19 protein-coding genes and 1 tRNA gene are annotated in these 20,837 nt (G+C 60.6%); 6 read left to right on the forward strand and 14 right to left on the reverse strand.

The window, feature by feature from the left end:
* The first annotated feature begins 27 nt into the window (after positions 1-27).
* The 3 genes from HS122_02380 (at position 28) to HS122_02390 (ending at position 3,403) form a co-directional block, all read left to right on the forward strand.
* A complete protein-coding gene (locus HS122_02380; GenBank protein MBE7537246.1) occupies positions 28-1,683 on the forward strand; it encodes a hypothetical protein in 1,656 nt (551 codons plus the stop codon).
* A 320-nt stretch (positions 1,684-2,003) separates the two neighbouring features.
* A complete protein-coding gene (locus HS122_02385; protein MBE7537247.1) occupies positions 2,004-2,675 on the forward strand; it encodes an energy transducer TonB in 672 nt (223 codons plus the stop codon).
* Between the two features lie 392 nt (positions 2,676-3,067).
* On the forward strand, positions 3,068-3,403 hold the full coding sequence (locus tag HS122_02390; protein MBE7537248.1) for a hypothetical protein: 336 nt from the start codon (positions 3,068-3,070) through the stop codon (positions 3,401-3,403).
* 92 nt (positions 3,404-3,495) lie between these two features.
* Here the strand turns inward: HS122_02390 and psd are convergent, their stop codons facing one another.
* The 5 genes from psd to HS122_02415 form a co-directional block, all read right to left on the reverse strand.
* A complete protein-coding gene (gene psd / locus HS122_02395; protein ID MBE7537249.1) occupies positions 3,496-4,401 on the reverse strand; it encodes a phosphatidylserine decarboxylase in 906 nt (301 codons plus the stop codon).
* Positions 4,402-4,407: 6 nt separating this feature from the next.
* A complete protein-coding gene (dnaJ, locus tag HS122_02400) occupies positions 4,408-5,547 on the reverse strand; it encodes a molecular chaperone DnaJ (protein ID MBE7537250.1) in 1,140 nt (379 codons plus the stop codon).
* A 75-nt stretch (positions 5,548-5,622) separates the two neighbouring features.
* Positions 5,623-6,225 carry a nucleotide exchange factor GrpE gene (locus HS122_02405; GenBank protein ID MBE7537251.1) on the reverse strand — a complete coding sequence of 201 codons (603 nt, stop codon included), beginning with the start codon at positions 6,223-6,225 and terminating at the stop codon, positions 5,623-5,625.
* A gap of 18 nt (positions 6,226-6,243) precedes the next feature.
* Positions 6,244-7,050, reverse strand: a complete 807-nt coding sequence (locus HS122_02410; GenBank protein MBE7537252.1) for a hypothetical protein — start codon at positions 7,048-7,050, stop codon at positions 6,244-6,246.
* Between the two features lie 21 nt (positions 7,051-7,071).
* Complete coding sequence (locus tag HS122_02415; protein ID MBE7537253.1) at positions 7,072-8,019, reverse strand: class I mannose-6-phosphate isomerase; 948 nt, start codon at positions 8,017-8,019, stop codon at positions 7,072-7,074.
* A gap of 113 nt (positions 8,020-8,132) precedes the next feature.
* Here HS122_02415 and HS122_02420 point away from each other — a divergent pair, with 113 nt between their 5' ends.
* Together HS122_02420 and HS122_02425 are read left to right on the forward strand one after the other, a co-directional pair.
* Entirely contained in the window at positions 8,133-10,715 is a 2,583-nt protein-coding gene (locus tag HS122_02420) for a DNA translocase FtsK (protein ID MBE7537254.1), read from the forward strand.
* 115 nt (positions 10,716-10,830) lie between these two features.
* Positions 10,831-11,661, forward strand: coding sequence for a helix-turn-helix domain-containing protein (locus HS122_02425; protein MBE7537255.1), 831 nt, complete (start codon positions 10,831-10,833; stop codon positions 11,659-11,661).
* Positions 11,662-11,827: 166 nt separating this feature from the next.
* Here the strand turns inward: HS122_02425 and HS122_02430 are convergent, their stop codons facing one another.
* Genes HS122_02430 through HS122_02445 form a run of 4 tightly spaced genes read right to left on the reverse strand, consistent with a single transcriptional unit; the run spans position 11,828 to position 15,527 of the window.
* Positions 11,828-12,487, reverse strand: coding sequence for a hypothetical protein (locus tag HS122_02430; protein ID MBE7537256.1), 660 nt, complete (start codon positions 12,485-12,487; stop codon positions 11,828-11,830).
* A 38-nt stretch (positions 12,488-12,525) separates the two neighbouring features.
* Positions 12,526-13,539 (reverse strand): flotillin-like protein FloA, encoded by a 1,014-nt coding sequence (gene floA / locus HS122_02435; protein ID MBE7537257.1) that lies wholly within the window; start codon positions 13,537-13,539, stop codon positions 12,526-12,528.
* Between the two features lie 9 nt (positions 13,540-13,548).
* On the reverse strand, positions 13,549-14,010 hold the full coding sequence (locus HS122_02440; protein MBE7537258.1) for a serine protease: 462 nt from the start codon (positions 14,008-14,010) through the stop codon (positions 13,549-13,551).
* Positions 14,007-15,527 (reverse strand): hypothetical protein, encoded by a 1,521-nt coding sequence (locus HS122_02445; protein MBE7537259.1) that lies wholly within the window; start codon positions 15,525-15,527, stop codon positions 14,007-14,009. The genes HS122_02440 and HS122_02445 overlap by 4 nt, the downstream gene beginning before the upstream one ends.
* Positions 15,528-15,645: 118 nt before the next feature.
* On the opposite strand from HS122_02445, the gene HS122_02450 reads away from it, so the two are divergent.
* A complete protein-coding gene (locus HS122_02450; protein MBE7537260.1) occupies positions 15,646-16,569 on the forward strand; it encodes an aldose epimerase in 924 nt (307 codons plus the stop codon).
* Between the two features lie 109 nt (positions 16,570-16,678).
* On the opposite strand, the gene HS122_02455 is transcribed toward HS122_02450, so the two are convergent.
* The 5 genes from HS122_02455 to HS122_02475 all read right to left on the reverse strand — a co-directional run bounded on the left by HS122_02455 (position 16,679) and on the right by HS122_02475 (position 20,738).
* On the reverse strand, positions 16,679-19,105 hold the full coding sequence (locus HS122_02455) for an alginate lyase family protein (GenBank protein MBE7537261.1): 2,427 nt from the start codon (positions 19,103-19,105) through the stop codon (positions 16,679-16,681).
* 288 nt (positions 19,106-19,393) lie between these two features.
* Complete coding sequence (locus HS122_02460) at positions 19,394-19,828, reverse strand: PIN domain-containing protein (protein MBE7537262.1); 435 nt, start codon at positions 19,826-19,828, stop codon at positions 19,394-19,396.
* On the reverse strand, positions 19,825-20,070 hold the full coding sequence (locus HS122_02465; GenBank protein ID MBE7537263.1) for an AbrB/MazE/SpoVT family DNA-binding domain-containing protein: 246 nt from the start codon (positions 20,068-20,070) through the stop codon (positions 19,825-19,827). The genes HS122_02460 and HS122_02465 overlap by 4 nt, the downstream gene beginning before the upstream one ends.
* Before the next feature lie 144 nt (positions 20,071-20,214).
* Positions 20,215-20,370, reverse strand: a complete 156-nt coding sequence (locus HS122_02470; GenBank protein ID MBE7537264.1) for a hypothetical protein — start codon at positions 20,368-20,370, stop codon at positions 20,215-20,217.
* A gap of 280 nt (positions 20,371-20,650) precedes the next feature.
* A tRNA-Ser gene (locus HS122_02475) sits at positions 20,651-20,738 on the reverse strand.
* Positions 20,739-20,837: the final 99 nt, after the last annotated feature.

Below are 20,837 nucleotides of genomic sequence, written 5' to 3' on the forward strand. Positions count from 1 at the left end.
TCCGGCACCTCCAGAGCAGACAACCAAATGAGAACCCCATTCTCCTCCTCCCCTCAGGATCCAGATCAGCTTGACGCGCATTCGCTGGCGCAACCCGCCATTGTCGCGAAACCACCCGCCACGTCGCAGTACGGGCGGCGGCGGTTCCTCCTCGGGCTTGCGACGGGCGCCACCGCCGGCCTCGCCGCTGTACATCGCTTGAGCGCCACACCTGCGACAGCCCGTGGACCGGTGACCTACGAGGCTTTCGGTGCGGTCGGCGACGGCAGAACGGATGACCTGCCCGCGATCGTCGCCGCCCACGCTTTCGCCAACGACCGCGGTCTCACCGTTCGCTCACGACCCGACGCCACGTACCATCTTGGCCGCCGCGCGCTCACCGCTGTCATCGCAACCGACACCGACTGGAACACATCGCGCTTCATCGTCGACGACACCGACGTCGAGAACCAGCGAACCTCCATTTTTGCAGCGCGCTCGCTGCTTGCGCCGATTTCCCTCCGATTTTCCACGCTCAAGCGCGACCAGCGGCGGCTCGAGATCGCCCCACCCCGGGACTGCTGGGTGCGCGTCGAAAACAGCCGCAAACGCGTCTACATCCGGCGGGGCCTCAACCAGAACAGCGGCACGGCGCAGCGCGACTGCTTTGTCTTGCGCCGTGACGGAAGCATTGAAGGCGACATCGACGGTGATTATGCCGCGATTACCGGAATCGAGGCCCTGCCCATTGACGATCAGCCGCTGGTCCTGCGGGGAGGCGTGTTCACGACCATCGCAAACGGCGCACCAGCAGCCAAGGGATACGGCTACTGGTCCCGCAACATCTTGATCTCGCGCTCACGCACGACGGTTGTCGGTGTGACCCATCACATCACCGGCGAGGGCGAGACCGGGCAGCCCTACCGCGGGTTTCTCGACGCCAGTCGCTGCGCTGATGTCACCTTTCGCAACTGCTTCGTCACCGGACACAAGACCTACTCCACAATCGGCTCCGCCGGCAAACCGGTGAGCATGGGAACGTACGATTTGAACGCCAGCGAGGTCGTGAACTTCACATTGAGCGGCTGCCGCATGGACAATATCTGCGACACCTCGCGCTGGGGTGTCATCGGCACGAATTTCTGCAAGAACCTCCTGCTCGAGGACTGCACGCTCTCTCGCATGGACACTCACCAGGGCGTTTCAGGGACCTACACGATCCGCCGCTGCACACTCGGGCACGCCGGTCTCAACGCCATCGGCCGCGGCGTGCTGACGGTCGAGGACTCCACCATCAAGGGCCGGTCATTCCTGAACCTGCGCATGGACTACGGCAGCACCTGGGAAGGCACGGTTGTGATCCGAAACTGCCACTGGCTGCCGGGCTGCGGCGCGGCCGTTCAACCGTACCTGCTCAACGCGAACAACGATGGCCGGCACGACTTCGGCTATCCCTGCTTCATGCCGCGCGAGATCACCGTCGACGGGCTTGTGATTGATGATCGCCATGCTCCAAACGGCTACAAGGGCCCGTTCCTCTTTTCGGATCCCGACGGCCCGCAATCAGAATCCGAAGCGCGACCGTTTTCGTACAGCCTGACGGAGAAGGTGACGCTAAACGGGGTTGCCGTGGCCAGCGGACTTCCCCTGCGCACGTCGCCCGATGCCGCATTCGCCGCCAGGGTGCGGGTGATATCGCTGTAGCCCGAATCCCTGGATCCCAGGCCATCGCCCCGACGGATTTCAGCAAGGCAATGCCGGCCTTCCGGCGGCATTGAAAACAGGATCGTCGTCTGACATTCCCCGGCAGCCGCATTCTACCTCGGACCTTGGAGCGGCGGTGCCTGGCGACCAAGTGGAATGGACGATCTGCGTGACTCGGCGCGCATCGATTTGTCGTCGGCATGCGAATCATCGATTCCGCCTAAGAAATCTCCCGCATTTCCGTCATCATTCCAGATTCCGCCAATCATGAAACCCAAGCTGCAATTCAACAAGCCCGGCCGCATGCGGGCACTCATCCCATGAACCGCGACCTCATTATCGGACTCTCCGTTTCCGCCGCACTTCACGGCGGGGCATTCTTCACCGGTCTTCTCTTCGAAAAGAATACACCGGTTGCGCCGGGCAGAAAGGAAGCGCCCGTCATCGAACTCATCCAGTTGCCTCCCGCGTCCCCGGAGGACGAACCTGAGATTCCGGATTCGATAGAGGATGAACCTGAAAAACCTTCCGAGCCAGCTCCACCCATGGCTCCTGAGATTGTCTCCTTGGTCAAATTGGATAACTTTGTCCAAAAGCCCCAGACACCTCCGGCTCCCGGCATTGAGCGCCCTACTGGCAGCATAGTGATTCCCACCGGTCGCCCCGGCGTCGGAAATCCCGGGGCCAGGATCAAGGAGCTCTTCAGCCTGGACAACCTGGACCATGCTCCGCAGGCCCGGTTGCAGGCCAAACCCAGCTATCCTTTCGAGATGCGCAAGGCCGGAATCACTGGAGAGGTACTCGTTGGATTCATCGTCAGCTCGAGTGGAGACGTCCTCGATGCCACCGCACTCAAGTCGTCCAGCCGCGAATTCGAATCCGCCGCTGTGCAGGCGGTCTCAAAATGGAAGTTCAAGCCCGGTCGAAAGGCCGGACGGGCGGTCAACACCCGCATGCAGATTCCCATCCTGTTCAACATCGCCGACGAATAAATGGAGGCAAGGGAGACATGAACGCTTGCAATGAGCGTCGGGCGACTACCTCCCCATGAGCGTTTTGCCTCGCATCCCCGAGAATCCTGTTCTGATCTGCCAGGGATTTGACCGAAATCAGATCCCTTGACGGGCCTCTTTTTGAATCTAGGATCTGATCCATGGAAATTTTGAATCTTTCCGAAGCAAAGCCGCGTATGGGCCGGTTGATCGATCGGGCCCTGCGCGGGGAGGCCGTGGTCATTCGGCGGGGAAGCCGATTGATCCAGCTCACGGAATATCTTGTTCCAGAGCCGATCCCCGAACGTCCCGTCGGATACTTCAGGAGACGACGCTCTGCATACGCTGTCGCCAATGGTGCCCCCTTGGATGCATCTTCCGTCCGTTGAGCAATGCATCAGTGGGACATCGTCCGAGTCCGAATCAATCCGAAGGATCGCGACGCGCATCCCGCCATTGTCATTTCGTGTGAGGAAGACTGCCAGGACGCGGAATTCCTCCGCATCAATGTGCTCTATGGCACAAAAAGAGTTCCAGCGGCGCCACTCGATCCCTGGCAGGTCCTGCTAAATGGAGCGGATGGCCTTGAATTCCAGACGGCGGTCGACTGCGGCATTTTCTATCTGGTGCCCAAGGCTTCGTGTTCGCCAGCGATCGGCACCGTCGGTCTCGAGCGGCGCCGGCAGATCGGGCGAAAGATAAACGAAGTCCTGCGGTTGCCGAGATAGGCTGTGAGCGCACAACACATGCGCCGGAGCAACCTTCTTTGATCGGCGGAAAATTGCGCCGGGCTCTCACGAACAGGTTCCGCCGCCCAGCCTCAGACCGCTTCGCCCAGACGCTCCCCCATGCGGGCGTAGGTTTCCCGATGTTCACGACTCTGGCCGAGAATGTCGTCATCGATGCGGATTCGACCTCGTTCAAACAGTGTGATCACGCAGGAGCCTCCGAACTTGAACATGCCCTTGCTTTCACCCTTCGCCACGCGGCTCCCGTCAAGATAGGCCTGCACAATTGAACCGACATTCGTCGCACCCACCTCGATCATTGCGACACTGCCGAAAGCGGTGTCGCGAATCACCGTGACCCGCCGCTTGTTCTGAACCAGGCGCTGGATATTGATTCGAAGCGCAATGGGGCTTACCGAATACAGCCAGCCGTTTATCAGCCGCCCCGCATCCGGCACACCTGCGACCGGGAAATGAAAGCGGTGGTAGTCTATGGGACAGAGCCGCGAAATGACCATCGCGCCCCCGGAAAAGGTTGCCGCCAGCCCGGCGTCCTGGAGGAGGCCATACAGTGAGAAGGTCGCCCCCTTGACGTAGAATCCATCCGCCTCATCGACGTTTGAAAAGGCCAGGTGTCGTCCATCCGCGGGCAACACCGCGATGCGATCGTTGGCCGGCTCGCAAATTGGCCGGGCCTCCGGCTTGAGTGCCCGCGTGAAAAATTCGTTGAAAGTGCGAAACCTGAAGGCCGACTTTGCGAACTCATCGACATCGAGATCATACTTCTCGATGAACGGCAGGACCAGGCGCGCGCTGTGAAGCCGGTTCATGCGCCAGCCGAACCATGCGGACAGCAGCCACCGCCTCGCGATCAGCCAGGTGGCCAGACGACCGACCGGATTCTCATAGGCCCAGCGGAGCCAGCCTTCCCCATAGATGGCCTCCGTCTCGACGCTCCGCGTGCGTCGATTGAAATAGCGGATGGGCTCCGGCTTCATTCGCCCTCAGAAAAACTTCTTCGCCTTCTCGAACCAGCTCCGCGCGGTGGGATTCTCAGCGTCACCACTCACCAGCGCAAACTGCTCCAGAAGCTTGCGCTGCTCGGAATTGAGCGACTGCGGAACCTCGACATGCACGCGCACGAGCTGGTCACCCTGGTCGCCGCGAGTTCTCAGTGAGGGCATGCCCTTGCCTCTCAGACGGAACGTCGTTCCGCTCTGCGTGCCTGCGGGCAGTTTTAGCGAGGCCTTCCCGAAAAGTGTGGGCACCTCGATGCCGCCACCGAGCGTCGCAAGGGTGAACTTGATGGGAATTTCGCAGAACAGGTCGTCGCCCTGCCGCTCAAACAGCTCGTGGTCGCGCACGGAGAGCACGATGTAGAGATCGCCAGCCCCTCCCCCTGCGACGCCGGCCTCGCCATTGCCCATCGAGCGCAGCCTCGAGCCGGTGTCCACGCCCGCGGGAATGCGCACATTGATCTTGGCCGTTTTCGGAACACGCCCCTCCCCGCGGCACTGTCCGCAGGGCTTTTCAATCTTCGTCCCGGCGCCTCCGCAGGTGGGGCAGGTCTGCGTAAATGTAATGATTCCGCCACTGCGACGAATCTGACCGGATCCGCGACAGGTCGGACAGGTGGCGCGTTTCGAACCCGGCTCCGCTCCGCTGCCTTCGCAGCGTTCACAGACCATGTTCTTGCGGAATGCGATTTCCTTTTCCACGCCGCTCGCGGCCTCCTCGAGCGAAATTTCAAGATCGTATCGCAGGTCCGCTCCGTCGCGACTGCCGTCCCGGGAGCCCCGGCCGAACATCTCGTCGAAAACGCCGCCTCCTCCCCCGCCCCCGAACACCTCGCGAAAGATGTCGAAGGGATCATGGAACCCACCGCCCCCGCCTCCCCGTGGCCCGCCCGCGCCAGCACCTTCAAAGGCTGCATGGCCGAAACGATCATACGCGGCTCGCTTTTCAGGATCCTTGAGCACCTCGTAGGCGTGGGATATTTTCTTGAACATCTCCTCCGCCTCCTTGTTGCCGGGGTTCTTGTCGGGGTGATATTGGACAGCTTTCTTCCGATACGCCTTCTTCAGGTCCTCTTCGGACGCACCCTTGGAAACGCCCAGCAACTCGTAGTAATCTTGTTTGGACATGGTCTTGGTCTGCCGTTTCGGGCGGAAGTCCCCTGGCAATGCGACGCCTCGCAGGGCGTGCGCCTTTGACGCCAGTTAGCTTGAGGCCTCCATGGTTTTCCCCGCCGCACCGCTGGAAATCACAACCGTGGCAGGCCGCAAAACCCGCCCGTTGAGACTGTAACCAATCCGCACAACCGAAATTACCGATCCGTCTTTTACTTCCCTGCTGGGTTGAGCGGAGACCGACTCATGCAAATTGGGATCAAATACCTGCCCAACAGGATTGATTTCCTTGAAACCATGCTGCGCCAAGGCGGTTTTCGCCTGCGTCAGCACCATTTCCACGCCACCAACCACCGTCTGGATGTCAGCGTTGGGTGCCTTTGCCGCAGTCAGCCCAAGACCCAGACTGTCAAGCACGGGAATGAGGTCCTCCAATACGCGCGATGCAGCAAACTGCCGAAGATCGTCCTTCTCACGAATCGTCCGTTTGCGAAAATTCTCCAAGTCAGCCATCGATCGCAGGTAACGCTCGTAGTTCTCCGATGCGGATTTCCGGGCTTCCGCCAGCTCGGTTTCGAGTCGTTGGATCTCCGCAGGCGATCCCTCAACAGATGTCGCTGGGGCTCCAGCAGTGTCGGAAATTGGCTTGGACTTCGGCTCGGTCGTTTCTGTCGACGGGTCGTTCTCGTTCATAGGAAAACGACCATTCAACTACTTCTTCGGGCTTTCTTCAAGTTTCTCGATGATACCCTTAAAAATGCCTCCGGCCTTCTTTCCCGTGTTTTTCAACAACTCTGCAGGTTCATGCATGGCTCCACCAATCGCCCTGCCCAGTGAACCTGGAATGATTGCCGACAAGGCGCTGCCTATCGCCCCAATGCCCGGAAGCGCACCCGTGATCAACTGCTTGGGGTCCGTTATGTCGGTGTATTCCTTGTCCAGATTGAGATTCATCTCCCGGATCGAGGGCTTCTCTTTCCCGCCCGAATAATCGACGAACCGGACCTTGGAAAACCGAAGGTGCAGCTTTCGAATCAAAAATTCCGTCTTCGCCGCAGGTTCCGTCTTTTTCTGTCCATCGTTCGTGGAGCCCGCCATGCGCTCCTGAAACAGCTTGAAGTTTGTCATGCTCTGGCTGTCCGTCACAATGGCCACCAGGGCGACATCGACGACCGCGCTGTCAATGATCGCTCGTTTTCCACCAATCAGCGACCAAAGATCCGTATCAGCCTTGAACTCGCGGAGCTGGATGAATTCCGGCGTCGGCCAGCCCTCGGGATTGTTGATGGCCAGGCCGGTGACACTGGCGTCGCCCTTGAACGGATTGACCGCCATCTTCTTGATTTGGACGTCAAAACCCGTGCGCTTGCGCACAACGCTCTGCACCACCGACGGGAGGAAGAGCATCCATGCCACCGCAATGAGCGCAAAGAGAATGACAAACGACAAAAGGAGTTTGAAAAGCGCCCCGCCGCGACACCGGCGCAGGCCTGTAAGGGAAGGGTAAGTCGTCTTCATGGTGAAATCACGGGGCTTCACTCATGCGAAGTTCTCCGTGACAAGAACGAGCGTAGCGCGTTTGGCCGTGAAGTGGAAGGCTGAGTCGTAGGGCAGGATGACATTTGCCCCCATTTCGAGAAATTCGCCCTCATCCGTCGCAACGCTCCCCGTCACAATACTAAGCAGCCGAGGCTGTTCCTTGGCGGAAAAATCGATCGTCTCCCCAACCCGCAGCGGCACCCGCCGAATGCGAAATTCCGCTGCGTCCGCAATCACTGCCTCCACCGGAGACGCACGCACCGGAGCCGGCTCCTTCATCTCCCAGTCAATCGACGCAAGCGACTCCGCAACATGCAGTTGCCGCGGCTTCCCATCGAGTCCCAATCTCCCCCAGTCGTACACGCGATAGGTGGTGTCGGAGTTCTGCTGGATTTCCAGAATCAGATTTCCCCCATCGATTGCATGCACCGTCCCACTGCGGACAAGAATCGAATCACCGGCAGCGACTTCGAACCGGTGCACACATCCCTCAAGTGTCTGATCAACCAACGCCTTGGCAAAATTCGCCCGCGTGGTCGACCGTTTGAGTCCCACAAGCAGTCCCGCGCGCGGCTTTGACGAGGCAATGAACCAGTTCTCCGTCTTCGGTTCACCCCTCAGCGCCGGAGCGATATCGGCGGGCGGATGCACCTGCAGACTTAGCCGCTCCCGGCAGTCGAGCCACTTGACCAGGAGAGGAAAGCGCCGCGCAGGATCATGGTTGGGTCCCATGACAGCGCTGCCATGTCGCTCAAGCACCTGACGCAGCGTAAGTCCCTTCCAATCGCCCTGGGCAACAACAGACTGGGCCTCCGGCCGATCAACAATCTCCCAGCTTTCTCCAATCGGGCGCCCCTCCGGAAGCTCCCGCTGCAGTTCGTTTTCCATGGAGCGTCCGCCCCAAACGCGTTCCTGATAAAGAGGCACAAAGCGCAGAATTTCAGTCATGAGGGATTCAATCGTCTACCGGCACCAAGCGGGTTAATGATGGACAACCCAATCGGCGAAATCCGATGATTCGGAAATTCGCACAGCAGGGTGCCGATGTGCACTCAGATCAGATGGCCAAATCAGCAAGTTCAAACACAAATCCAAGAGGCGCCCTCGCCGGTGTGCGCCACCGCCCCAACTGGCCGGTGGCCATCATCCTCTTCATACTGGGGATCTTGCTGGCAGTGGCGTTCATGGACTATTCTCCCGCCCAGAGCCGCTGGATCACGACCAACCCCACTGAAAAGAACTGGGTGGGGCTGTTTGGCGCCGAGATGTCCTACATGACCCTGCATTGGCTGGGAGTCAGCACCTGGCTGGTGCCCATTTTCCTGATCTGGTTTGGAATCGTTTCCATCCGCAATGCCCGCCGTCTCGCGATCACACGCATGGTGGCGATGCTGCTTTGCATCGGATCCTTCTCGGGTCTGTGGGCAATGTGGGAGGGCTTTGGCGTTTCCCAGTACTTCACCGAGGGCCCCGGCGGACAGCTCGGGCGCCTGGTCTATCAGGACGCCTTCAAGGAAACCCTCGGCGTATTCGGTTCAATCGTGCTGATGGGCTCACTCTACGCACTGAGCCTGCTTTTCATTTTTTCCAAGGACATCACGACCGAGCTCGAAAGAATCGCGGCAGCCGTCAATGCTTGGATCGAGAAGCGTCGCTTGCGCCGCGCCGAAGCGGCTGCGTTGAAACAGGAAGTTGACGAAATGCAGGCGAAGCAACGCGCCGTCGAAAAGACCGCCCTCGAGCAAAAACTGGCGACCGCCGCAGCAGCAACGGCAGCCGCAAAGGCGCTCGCCGCAAAGAAGGCCATGCAGGCTGAGGCCCGCGCCCAGGAAGAGGCCTTGAACCAGCAGAAAAAATCCGCCGCAGGCAGCCCGTCCGAAAACACGATGACGGAGGGTCTCGCCGACGACATCGTCCCTGACGACGCTGCGGAGGCCCCCGGCCCGGATGCCTCGGCGACAGGCGCGGGTTCGCCAGCGTCGCGAAATTCACGTTCGAAAGAGGGCGCCACAGCCACATCAGCCAGCGATCTCGCCGCGCAGGCGGGCGGGCGCTTCGAGCTCAACATCGTCAAGCCCGAGGAAACCAAGAGGGCGAAAGCCGCCACTCCAACTCCAACCGACTCAAATTACCAGTTTCCCCGCCTCAACCTTTTGCGGGAACAGACGCCCATCGCCCCGGAGAACTCCGAGGAGGAACACCGCCGCAATGCCGAGAACCTCCTGCGCATCCTGAGCGAATTCGGCGTCCAGGTCTCCCTCGGCGAGATCCATGTCGGCCCCGTCATCACCCGCTACGAGGTCGTGCCTGCCCCGGGGGTTCGCGTGGAAAAAATTGCGGGACTCGACAAGAACATCGCCCTCGGCATGCGCGCACAGTCCGTGCGCATTCTTGCGCCGATTCCCGGCAAGGCCGCCGTTGGCGTCGAGGTGCCCAACCTGCATCCCACGCCTGTCGGCATGCGCGAGATTCTCGAAAGCGAAGACTGGGGCACCGCGCTGGCCAAGGGAGAGATTCCGGTGGCCCTCGGCAAGGATGTCTCCGGAAAACCCATCGTCTCCGATCTCACCAAGATGCCCCACCTGCTCATCGCGGGTGCAACGGGATCCGGCAAATCGGTGTGCCTCAACTCCATTGTCGCCTCGATTCTCTACTCGAAAAGCCCCAGCGAGCTGCGCCTGATCATGGTCGATCCCAAGATCGTCGAGCTGAAGATTTTCAACACGCTTCCGCACATGCTGATTCCGGTGGTGACCGAGCCGAAAAAGGTTCCCGCCGCCCTGAAATGGCTGCTCGGGGAGATGGACCAGCGTTACCGGATTTTTGCCAAGGTGGGTGTGCGCAACATCGTCGGTTTCAATCACCGCAAACGCGGCTCCGACACCGCCGCCAAGGACCCTTCACTGCCCGAACAGGCCTCGCTGGAGGGCATCGACCCGGGGCTTGACGACGGACTGGAAATACCGGAGCGGCTCCCGTACATCGTCATCATCATCGATGAACTCGCCGACCTGATGATGGTCGCCCCGGCTGAGATAGAAACCAGCATCGCCCGCCTGGCACAACTCGCCCGCGCCGCCGGAATTCACCTCATCATCGCCACCCAGCGGCCGTCCGTGAACGTCATCACCGGTGTGATCAAGGCCAACCTGCCTTCGCGCATCGCCTTCCAGGTCGCTTCCCAGGTCGACTCACGCACCATCCTGGACACGAAGGGAGCCGACACACTCATCGGCCGCGGCGACATGCTCTTTTCCCCTCCCGGAACCTCACGCCTGGTGCGCGCACAGGGCGCGTTTGTCTCCGACGACGAGGTCAACAGCGTCGTGGACTTCCTAAAAAGGAACGGCCCACCGGTCTTCGCCAACGATGTCCAGGCCCAGATCGATCGCGACGCGCGGGAGGATTCCGACGACGAGGATGCGGACGACGGCGACATGGGCGATGACGCTGAGCTCTATCAACAGGCCCTTGACGTCCTGCGTTCAACGCGCCGCGCGTCGACATCCATGATTCAGCGCCGCCTGCGCATCGGCTATAACCGCGCCGCCCGCATCATGGATCTGATGGAGCAGAAGGGCGTGGTGGGGCCGGACAATGGGTCCAGTCCCCGCGAAATCCTCATCGACCTGGACTCGCTTTGAAGCAGCCCATCCACCGCCTTGAACAAAAGCGGAGCGTTGTGTCGGAAAGTCTGGTCACAACGCCCACTTCCGTCTTCCCTCAGGCCGCCAATTCAACTTCATCCTATTGAGCCCCATGCAGACGATCGGAGAACGACTTGAGGAAGCCCGCAAACGGAAAGGGGTCTCCATCCGCGAGGTCGCGGAGGCGACCAAGATCCGGGGTGATTATCTGCACAAGTTTGAGAACAACCAGTTCGATCTCTCCCTGCCTGAAATCTACGTGCGCGGGTTCCTCAGATCCTACGCCACGTTTCTGAAGCTTCCGGGCGACAAGATCGTCAACGATTACAAGGGACTGGGTCTCGGAGAGGCCAAGGGGCGCGGCCTGAACCGCGAAAGTTTCGGGCGGATGGATCTTTCCGTATCATCAGCGAAGGGTGCAGCCAGAGAGGTGCTGCCGTCGACACCTCCCGGCACTGAAGCCGCACCGGAAGCTTCGACCGCTGAAAACAATCCCGCAACCTTTCGTCCGCGCGCATCAGGTCCGCAGATCGATCAGACCCTTGTCATCAAGGGGGTGCTCGCGCTCGCAGGAATCGGCGTGTTGATCCTGCTCATCGTCCTGCTCGTTAAATTGTTCAGCAGCGATCCCACGAAGCCGAACGCGGCTGCGAACGGAGCGGCGAGCGCGGTTGCACCGCGACCGGGTGAGACCGTTGTCACCGTATTTGCGATGGACAACGCCTTTCTCACCGTCCGCCAGCTCAACGACAATCTCGTCCTTTTCAGTGGAGCGATGTCACGGGGTGACTCCCGGGCGTTGCCGTATCGGACTGCGCTTCGCATCGAGGCCGAGCCCTTCCGTGCCGTCGAACTCGAGATAAACGGCATCCGCTACCCGATGCCGGATCGCCTCGCTGATCTGAAGGCGCCCGCCTCCCGGACAACTCCCTCCGGACGTTGACGGCCTGTTTCCGGGAGCGAAAACGCGCCCCTCCAGCCGTTTTCCCCCTCCGTTGGAGATGACATGCTTTGTCATGCCCAGGGGACGTGCGACGCTACAACTCGCCAGAGATTTCGCTATCCACGCACAGCCTATGCCTATGGTCGGAGGCCCAACCACCAACCGCCTATCGGCAACTCAGGCCCACCGGCGGCCCCATGACTTCCTTCAACACGAACGCCCGCCGCAGATTCTCCGCGCCCCTGAGATCCCGCAGCAGGGATTCGCGGGCTGCATCGTCCCTGTGGGATTCGACGGCAGGCGCTTGCGCGCGCGCAATTTCAGCCGCTCGCGCGAGCTCCTGCTGACGTTCTCTCTCAAGCGCGGCGGCCTGATCCCTGAGCTGACGCAGACGCCTGCGCTCCGCCTTCTCAGCCACCGCAGCCTCCGCGCGCACCGCTTCCTCGCGACTGCGCAGCGCCTCCGCCGCGCGGCGAAGCATCTCCTCAATCGGACTCTGTGAAACGGGCCGGGGCGCATCCAAGGGGCCCGCCGCCGGATGGGCTGGCTCCGCAGACGTCGAAGGCAGCGGCGGGGGAGGTCCTTCACCGCGCCGTTCAGCAATCCTGCGGCGCATCTCCTCCCTCACCTGACGCTCACGCTCCGCCTGTTCCGGATCCTGTCCTTTCCTCTCCGCACTCGTTCGCCTTTCTGCGACATCCGGAATCCCGTCACCATCGTAGTCCGCACTCTCACCCTGCTTCGCGCGGCGGCGCTGGTTGACCCAGTACGCGATCACGCCCGCCACGACGGCGATAAACTGAATGTGCTCAAAGATCCAATCCACGGGGAGAATGCGCGCTCGCGGGCGCCAAATATCGAGCGTTACGATTTCTGCTTCGGATCCGCGATGCTCTGCCGCATCGAGGTGTCCGCCTGGATGTTCTCCATGCGATAATAGTCCATCACGCCAAGGCGTCCGTTTCGAAACGCATCAGCCATGGCGAGCGGCACCTGGGCCTGCGCCTCAACAACCTTGGCCTGCATCTCCTGGACCTTCGCCTTCATTTCCTGCTCGAGCGCCACGGCGGCCGCACGCCGGATTTCCGCCTGCGCCTGCGCCATGTTCTTGTTCGCATCGGCCTGCGCGACCTGCAGCTTCGCGCCGATGTTCTCGCCGACGTCCACATCGGCGATGTCGATCGAAAGAATCTCAAACGCCGTGCCGACATCGAGTCCGCGATGCAGCACGGTCTTGGAAATGTTGTCGGGCGATTCAAGCACGGCCTTGTAGCTCTCAGCCGTGCCGATGGTCGTGACAATGCCTTCGCCCACGCGCGCAATGATCGTGTCCTCCTTCGCGCCGCCGACGAATCGGTCGAGATTGGTCCGCACGGTCACGCGGGCCTTCACCTTCACCTGGATTCCATCCTTGGCCACGCCATCGATGGTCATGCGTCCGCCCTCGGGATTCGGGCAGTCGATCACCTTGGGGTCGACTGAAGTGCGAACCGCCTCGACCACGCTCTTGCCGGAGCCCTTTGTGGCAAGGTCGATCGCGCACGCCCGCTGCCAGCTCAGCTCTATGCCCGCCTTCTGCGCCGCGATCAGCGCATGCACGGTCGGCACGACGTTGCCGCCGGCCAGAAAATGCGCCTCGAATTCATCGATGCTGATTTCGATTCCGGCCTTCTTCGCTGTGATGCGCGCATCCACCATCAGACCGTAGGGGACTTGCCGGAGCCGCATGGCCACCAGATCGGAAAACCCGACATAGGCGCCCGCGAGCCAGGCCCGCAGCCATACGCTGAAGAAGGAAAGAACGATGAAGAGAACAATGAGGACGACGATGCCAACCGGCACCGCGATCCAGAGAACGGAGGGACGAAGGATTTCCATGATGGGAGACTAGGGTTTGGTGACGACAACTCTGAAACTGTCAACGGAGACAACACGCAGCGTCTCGCCGGTCGAAACGGGCCCGGACTGGCAGAACGCATCGTATCGCTTCCCGCCAATCAAGACATATCCGGACGGCGTCAGGGGCGTCTCGGCTGTCGCCTCAGAACCGACAAGCGTGCCCTCGGGCGCGGCGTGACTGCTGGCGACGATCGAAGTGCGCAGGAACATCCTCCGTCCAATCTTCGTTTTGGGAAGGATGTAGAACTCAACGAACAACATGATCGCAACCAGCAGGAGCGCAATGCCCAGCGCAGACATTCCACCCGCCGCGCCGTAGGTCGAAAAGGAGAGGATCACGCCGGCAAACAAAGCGAGACAGCCTATGATGCCCAGTATTGCGCCGGGCACGATCACCTCAAAGGCGAGCAACGCGATGCCGCAAAGAAACAGGAGTCCAATGGCGTTCATGAATCGATGCGCTCCACAGTCCATCCGAATTCCGATCGCGAAGTCACGACTATCCGGGAACCGCGTTCGATCGAACCCACGGCAACCCGCGCCTCATACCGCCGCCCATCCACCTCGATCTGGCCGCTGGGAAACAGCCCGGTCACCGCAATGCCCTTCGATCCAATCAGGGAATCGTTTCCTGCGAGCCGATCCGGATCGCCGCCAGAAACCTGCGCCGCACTGCCCACACTGGCCGTGAGCACCATGCGATCCCAAAACCAGCTTCGGGGAAGAAAACGCGCGAGCACCAGGGCGAGTCCGATCGCGATGCCGACTCCCACGCCGAGATTCACGAGCGGTTGGAGAAAAATGTCGGGTGAAAAGGTGACGGGCTCGTTTGGCCAGAGGTCCGCCATCGACCACAGCAGCGAGCCCAGCATCAGCACGATGCCCAGGAGCGCCACAACCACGACGCCCGGAAAGAAGAAGAGTTCGATCAGGAAAGCCGCGAGTCCAAGGATGAAAAACAGGATCGGCTCATGCCCGGAAAATCCGGCGATGTAGTGGCCGAAAAACACAGCCGTGAGGAGAACCCCCGCGGTCACCCCAAAGATGCCAAAGCCCGGTGTCTTGAACTCGATGAATGCGCACAGCAGACCCAGCCCGAGCAGGATCGGCGAGAGATTGTTGAGCAGCACCGCAAACTGCTCGGCCCAGTTCACCTCAAGCTGGCGCGTCGTGCCCGGAGTGGCGCCAAGGTCGTGCAGGAGCGTCCCGAGATCCTTCGCAATCCCGGCCGCAAGGAGCGGCTGCGGCGGATCGCCATAGGCTTTGATGGCTTCCGTGGCGGTGAGCGAAAGGAGCTCACCCTTCGGCTTCAGCAGGACGTCGCCGATCTTGAGTTCATAGTCGGAATCGATCATCGCGGAAATCACCTGGCCCCGATAGCCCTTGCCCTCGGAAATCGCACGAACCCTCGCCCGCAGGTAGCTGACGATCTTCTGCTTCATCGAGGCGTCGATCTCTCCGCCCGTCGCCAGGACCGGTGCCGCCGCGCCGATCACCCCGACCGGTGAAAACCAGATTTCGTCCGTCATCGCGGAGATGAAGGCGCCGGCCGAGAGCGCCTCGGAATTCACGTAGGTCACGGTTTTCCCCGGAAAGCGTTCGAGCGCCTCCATGATGTCAAAGGTCACATCAAGCGCCCCGCCCGGAGTCTTCATGTCGAGCACGACAATGTCCGCGTTTTCCTCAATCGCCTCCTTCAACCCGCGACGAATCACATAGAGGATGGGTTTGGCGATCGCCTCCCGAACAGGAATGACCACAACACGCTTGGGCCCCGCCGCGGACGTTTCCGCATCGCCCGCGACCACTTCGGCTCCAGCCAGGGTGGTCGCAACAGACTGCCCATCCGCCTCCTTCCCGGCCGGCGGTGCGGTCGACGCCGCCTCCTGCGCCGCAGCGTGGACGAGCCAGGACAGCGTGCCCGCCAGGGCGATCAGCCAGAAAAATCTGCGGAGTATTCGCGGCATTGTGCCCAGCATGCTCATCGACGCCCGTGTGTGCAAGTGCCACAGTGCACGAAAATTGCCTCGAATTTCCACAAATCCGTTGGCCAGCCCGGATTTCTCCACCTTACTCCTTGGAACCATGGAAGCTGTCCCCTACCTCGGAGAGAACCTGACCCGCTGGCGCGTCGGAAACTCCACGTTCCTCGCCATGCCCGAGCGTGGCGCCCGCCTGATGAACTGGAATGTGGCCCTGGCCGACGGCTCCGTCCGCGATGTCATCTACTGGCCCGAACTCTCATCCCTGGATGAATTCCCCAAGGTCCGCGGCGGCAATCCCATACTTTTCCCATTCAACGGACGGACATTTGACCACGGCGACATCCACTTCTGGCGCGCCCCCGACCAGATTCGCCGCCCCATGCCGATGCACGGAATCGCCCGCCAGGCGAAATTCACCCTCAGGCATGCGAGCGAACGCAGTTTCACCGCAGTGCTGCAGCCGGATGAAGAGTCCAAACTGGCGTACCCTTACGACTACGAATTCGCCGTCGTCTATCGTTTCGCGCCCCTGGGGCTGACCTGTGAATTCATCCTCACGAACCGCGACACACGCCCGATCCCCTGGAGCGCGGGGCACCACTTCTATTTCACGCTCCCCTGGACCGAGGGCCACACACGCAGCGACTATGCGATCCGCATTCCTGCGGCGAAACGGATGAAGCAGGACATGACGACCGGCAAACTTCTGCCCGGCCCCACGCTGCACCGCGAGGAGCGGCTGAACCAGCCCTTGCTCGTCGACACGCTGCACCTCGCACTGAAGACCAACGAGGTTGTCTTCGGCCCCGCCGGCGCTCACGACGACGTGACGATCCGAATCGGACAGGAAAAGAAGCCCGGCCCCGACGCCACATTCGTCACCTGGACGCCGGACGACACAGCCCCCTATTACTGCGTGGAACCGTGGATGGGCCCACCCAATGCCATCGAGAACAAGGTCGGCCTCCACTGGGTCCAGCCCGGCCAAAGCCAGAGCTTCGCGGTCGAGATCGTCATTCGCTGAAGGAAATCGCTGCCGCGGGAAAGCTGGCGGGACGCCCGCAATGGTCGACAGGATTGGGTCGACGGAATCGACACCGGGCGCCCGGGCGTTTGCCGCCCTGCAGTACCAATCAAGGATTGGTCGACTCCTCGTGGTCTCGTCGATTGGGAAACTGGCGCGATGCCAGTCCGGGCACGCGAAATTGGCTTACATTCGTGAATGCAGCGTAGCTGGTCTTTCCACCGCTCGAACGAATTCGTGCAAATGTGAAATCGCCTTCAATTCCCTTTCCAAACTTTCGCTGGGTGCCGTCCGAAATGATCACGAGATCCTCCGCGCCATGGGCGGTGGTCACACGGTAGGCCAGTGCGGCGGGATCCTCGAGTTTGACCTCTTCGACAAAGACTTGGGATTCGTCAAAGCGCGAGCGATCGGCATACGGCTGGATCAGGGTCGCCATGCGATCGAGCGCAGGATTGCCGGTCAGTTTTCTGCTGAACACCAGCCAGTCGATGGCGCGGTAACCGGGCTCGCCCGCAAGGCCTCCCAGGTTTGCATCGCCCATGGACTTGGTGCGCGAGGTTGCCGCCGCTGCCAATCGATCCTGCGCGATGAGGAAACCGACCTTGCCGGTGGAGACGAAACCCGCCGCGCTCTCGACCATGGTGGAGGGCGTGTGGAGGTTGAACTCCATTTCCTGATTGCTCCCCACCGTGCTCACTTCGTCGATGATCAGCCAGTATTGAGCCTTGGCGAAAACCAGGTGACGCCGGTGCCGGGCTTTCTGGTAGGGAACATAACCGTCATGGCTGGCAGCGAAGTATTCAGTGCGCGACTGCGGCGACCAGATCTTGTCATAGCCGGGCAGGTTCCGCTTTTCCGGGACCGCCTGATTGATCGTGAGCATGTTGTGCGCGCGCGGGTGCTTGTACCAGGTGATCTGGGAGGGCTCCAGATAATTGAGTTTCCCGAGGCCGGCATCCACCGCGATGGGAATGCCATTGGCATAGATCTCGAATGAAAGCTGGTCGGAGTGACTGTGATTCTGGTGATCGCCGTAGTTGAAAATGAGAAAGTAAGAGGCGGGGTCCCAGGAGTCGCGCATCACCATGAAACGCGACTGAGGAAAATCGATGGAACGCGCCTTCGGCTCAATGGGTGCGACCGGCAGGGTGGCAAGATCGTCGGGTTTGAATTCCTCCCGGACAGCACCGACAAAATCCCCGCGGTGGAAGAACACCGACATTTCCCGAAGGAGCGGCACGAGGTCGCGTCCGCGGGCCGCGTCATTGAAAGGAGCGTTGACGCCGACCGGGGTTGTGGTGAGCGCGTAAAATTCGATGAACTTTTCCAACCGCCCCAGGAAGTGGTCCAGCAGGCTGGAGTCTCCGGCAAAATGGCGGAGCATCAGCATGTATCGGTGAAAGACCGAGAACATGTAGGATGCGTAGCTGGTCGTGCGCTCCACGTAGCCGCCGTCCTCAAGGATGTCGTTTTCCAGGTGCAGGACCATGTTCTGCCGGCCCCTTTCAAGCCAGGACTTCGACTCATTGAACTCAGGCAGGGCGAGAGCGGCGTAGGAGAGCGTGTGCGCCGTATGCGTCTGCCAGTTGTAGGGGTGGAACGGCGTCCTGATCAGGCACTGGTCGAGCCAGCGCGAGGAACCGAGGATGATCTTGAGCAGCCGTTTGGTTGTGTCAGGGGATATCTGCCCAACAAAAACGCGCAGGGCGTTGATCAGGCGCTCGGTCCGGTTGGAGAGCCCCAGTTCGTACCAAACGAAATCGTACGAGGTCGTCACGTGGATGACCTCCTCATGCTTCACCCGGTCGAGCTGATCATACCACTGGTTGAACACACTTTCGAATGCGGCCGCGGTCTCCCTGCTCCCATCCACAAGGAAGCCGGCGATGAGCGCATCGATGAATCCCAGATAGTGCACCCCCCACTTGCTTGCGTTGGGGTAGGTGTGATTGAAGTCGACGTTCTCGCCCCAGACGACCCCGTGGAGCGTGAATCCCTTCGACGGAGAGTAAACCTGATCACGGGCCTCAAGGATCTCCCGCTTCCGCACCGGATCCGCAGCGACGTCCTGAAGGAACTCCCCGACAGTGATGAACGAGCGCTTGTTTCCGGCATCATAGTTCGACAGCCGCCGATTGTCGGGCCGTCGAACAAAATACTCGTGCAGCAGGCGCGAGACACGCTCCGAGTCACCCGCAGCCGCGGCTGCCCGCAGCTCCGACCCGATTCCCGGGATTTCCAACGAAGCTACGAGCTCTGCATCGCTGATGTAACGGATCTTGTCCCTGAAGTAGTCCGCATCGAGATAGACGTCGTGCCACTCCGACAACTGAAGCCGCAGATCGAGCTTGCTGCGGTCGCCTTTGGGCACCGGCTGTCGGCAAAGGGCGCAGTACCAGACGCCATCCACCTGATAGGCGGTGTTCTGCAGGGAAATGACCGGTCCCGACCGATCGAGTTCGGCGGCAGCTCCGGATGCAATCAAGCAGATCAACACCAGCAGAAACCGGATTGGGGAATGGAAGAACATCATGGGAAACGGCAGGACTTCGCATTCCGCCGAAGGTCGCCGCGGAATGCAATCGCCGGGTTGAGGTTCGTTCAAACAGCCTGTCCCTGAATCCTACGCCAACTCCACCCTCAGCGGCCTCGCAACCCCGCGTAAAACCTCTCCGGCGCAATTGCGCAAAACGGGTCCCCGGCGCACGACGGAACGTGCGCGTCCATACGAAAAGGCATCAGGGATCGGATGTCTGCGGTCACTGTCACATCCGATCATCCGGTTCCCATCCGGCCAGATCTGTGGTCAGGATGGCGCAGACTATTTGGTGAATTCCCGGACGATTTCCTCGGGTCGGCGTGCCGTCACGTCGGCAAACTTTCGGAAATCGCGATCATCGGTGATGACGACGCTGCCGTGCGCCTTTGCCAGCGCCGCCATGTAGCAGTCGATGAAATCGACCTTCACCTTTGCGAAGCGATCAAACGCATCGAGGATCACGTCGCCATCCTCCACCTCCACGCCTTCGTGCAGGACCAGCTCGCGCAACGTCCGGGCTACCTTGCTGCGTTCAAAATCGTAATACGACACCAGGACCCAGCACACTTCCGCGAGCGTCACATGCGAAATGGCGAGCATGACCTGACTTGTTTGCGCAAGCTCGAACAATGCCCTGGCCTTGGGTGAATGCGCCGGATCATCGGCCAGCAGAAAACGGAGAATCACGTTGGCGTCGAGCTGGTGCCCGGCGCTCATCGGGCATACCTGCGTTTCGCCTGCTCGTGCCGGGCAGCCCTAAGTTGCGCAGCAGTGGGCGGCATTTTGTCCGTTTTCAGGCTTCCATACAGGGAACCGGTCGAAGCCCGCACCGGTTCCAGAATGACATGCTCGCCCTCGAAGCGGTAAAGGATCTTGTGATTCGACTCCAAGTGCAGGAACTGCCGCACCTTGGCCGGGATGGTCGTCTGGCCGTTTCGCGAAAGAGTCGAAGTTGTCATGGTAATTCCTTAGAATTGGACAATCTCCTTAGATATTGCCTGAAATCAAGAATGGAGTTTGTGTCAACCGCCGCATGGGACGGGCCAAATTCAAACAAGCCCGTTCAAGCAGCCTGTCCCTGAATCCTCCGCTCCGGACTTCCATCATTCCACGAGCATCTTGAAGACCGCGTCCACGGCGTCCTTGTAGAACTCGATCGTGAGTTTTGTCCAATACTCGTCAGGCAGGTCGTTGAGCTGGCGGCGGGCAGCGACGGGCAGGAGGAGGACTTGGGCACGCTTGTCGATGGCCAGCTCCACCACCTTCGCGGCGTTGGGTCCCTCAGAAGCAACCTGTCCCTACCTCGCCCCCTGAGAAGCGCTCTGCCCAACGGACCGCCAGCGAGACACTCTGCGATGGAACGCCGCAAATGGACTGCCCAAGCACCGTAAGAACGGCGACCTTGTATATCTTGGGAGTCGTCGCCGCCCAGAATAGTTGACAAAATAGAGCGCCCTTTGACGTGTTAGCCGTCTTATGTGAGTCGACACGCAGCAACAGTCTGACAATATCTAACTAATCATATACCAGTAAGTTATGTGGCGGAGAGGGAGGGATTCGAACCCCCGGGAGCTTTCGCCCCAACGGTTTTCAAGACCGTCGCGATAGACCACTCTGCCACCTCTCCGGATGAGCTACGCAAGGCCCAACCTCAATGAGCCCTGCCGGCATTTTCAACTCCCAAAAATTTCAGCCCCGCTCGACTGCGCAAACGGCACGGGCCACC

Source organism: Opitutaceae bacterium (genome assembly GCA_015075305.1).
GTDB lineage: Bacteria > Verrucomicrobiota > Verrucomicrobiia > Opitutales > Opitutaceae > UBA6669.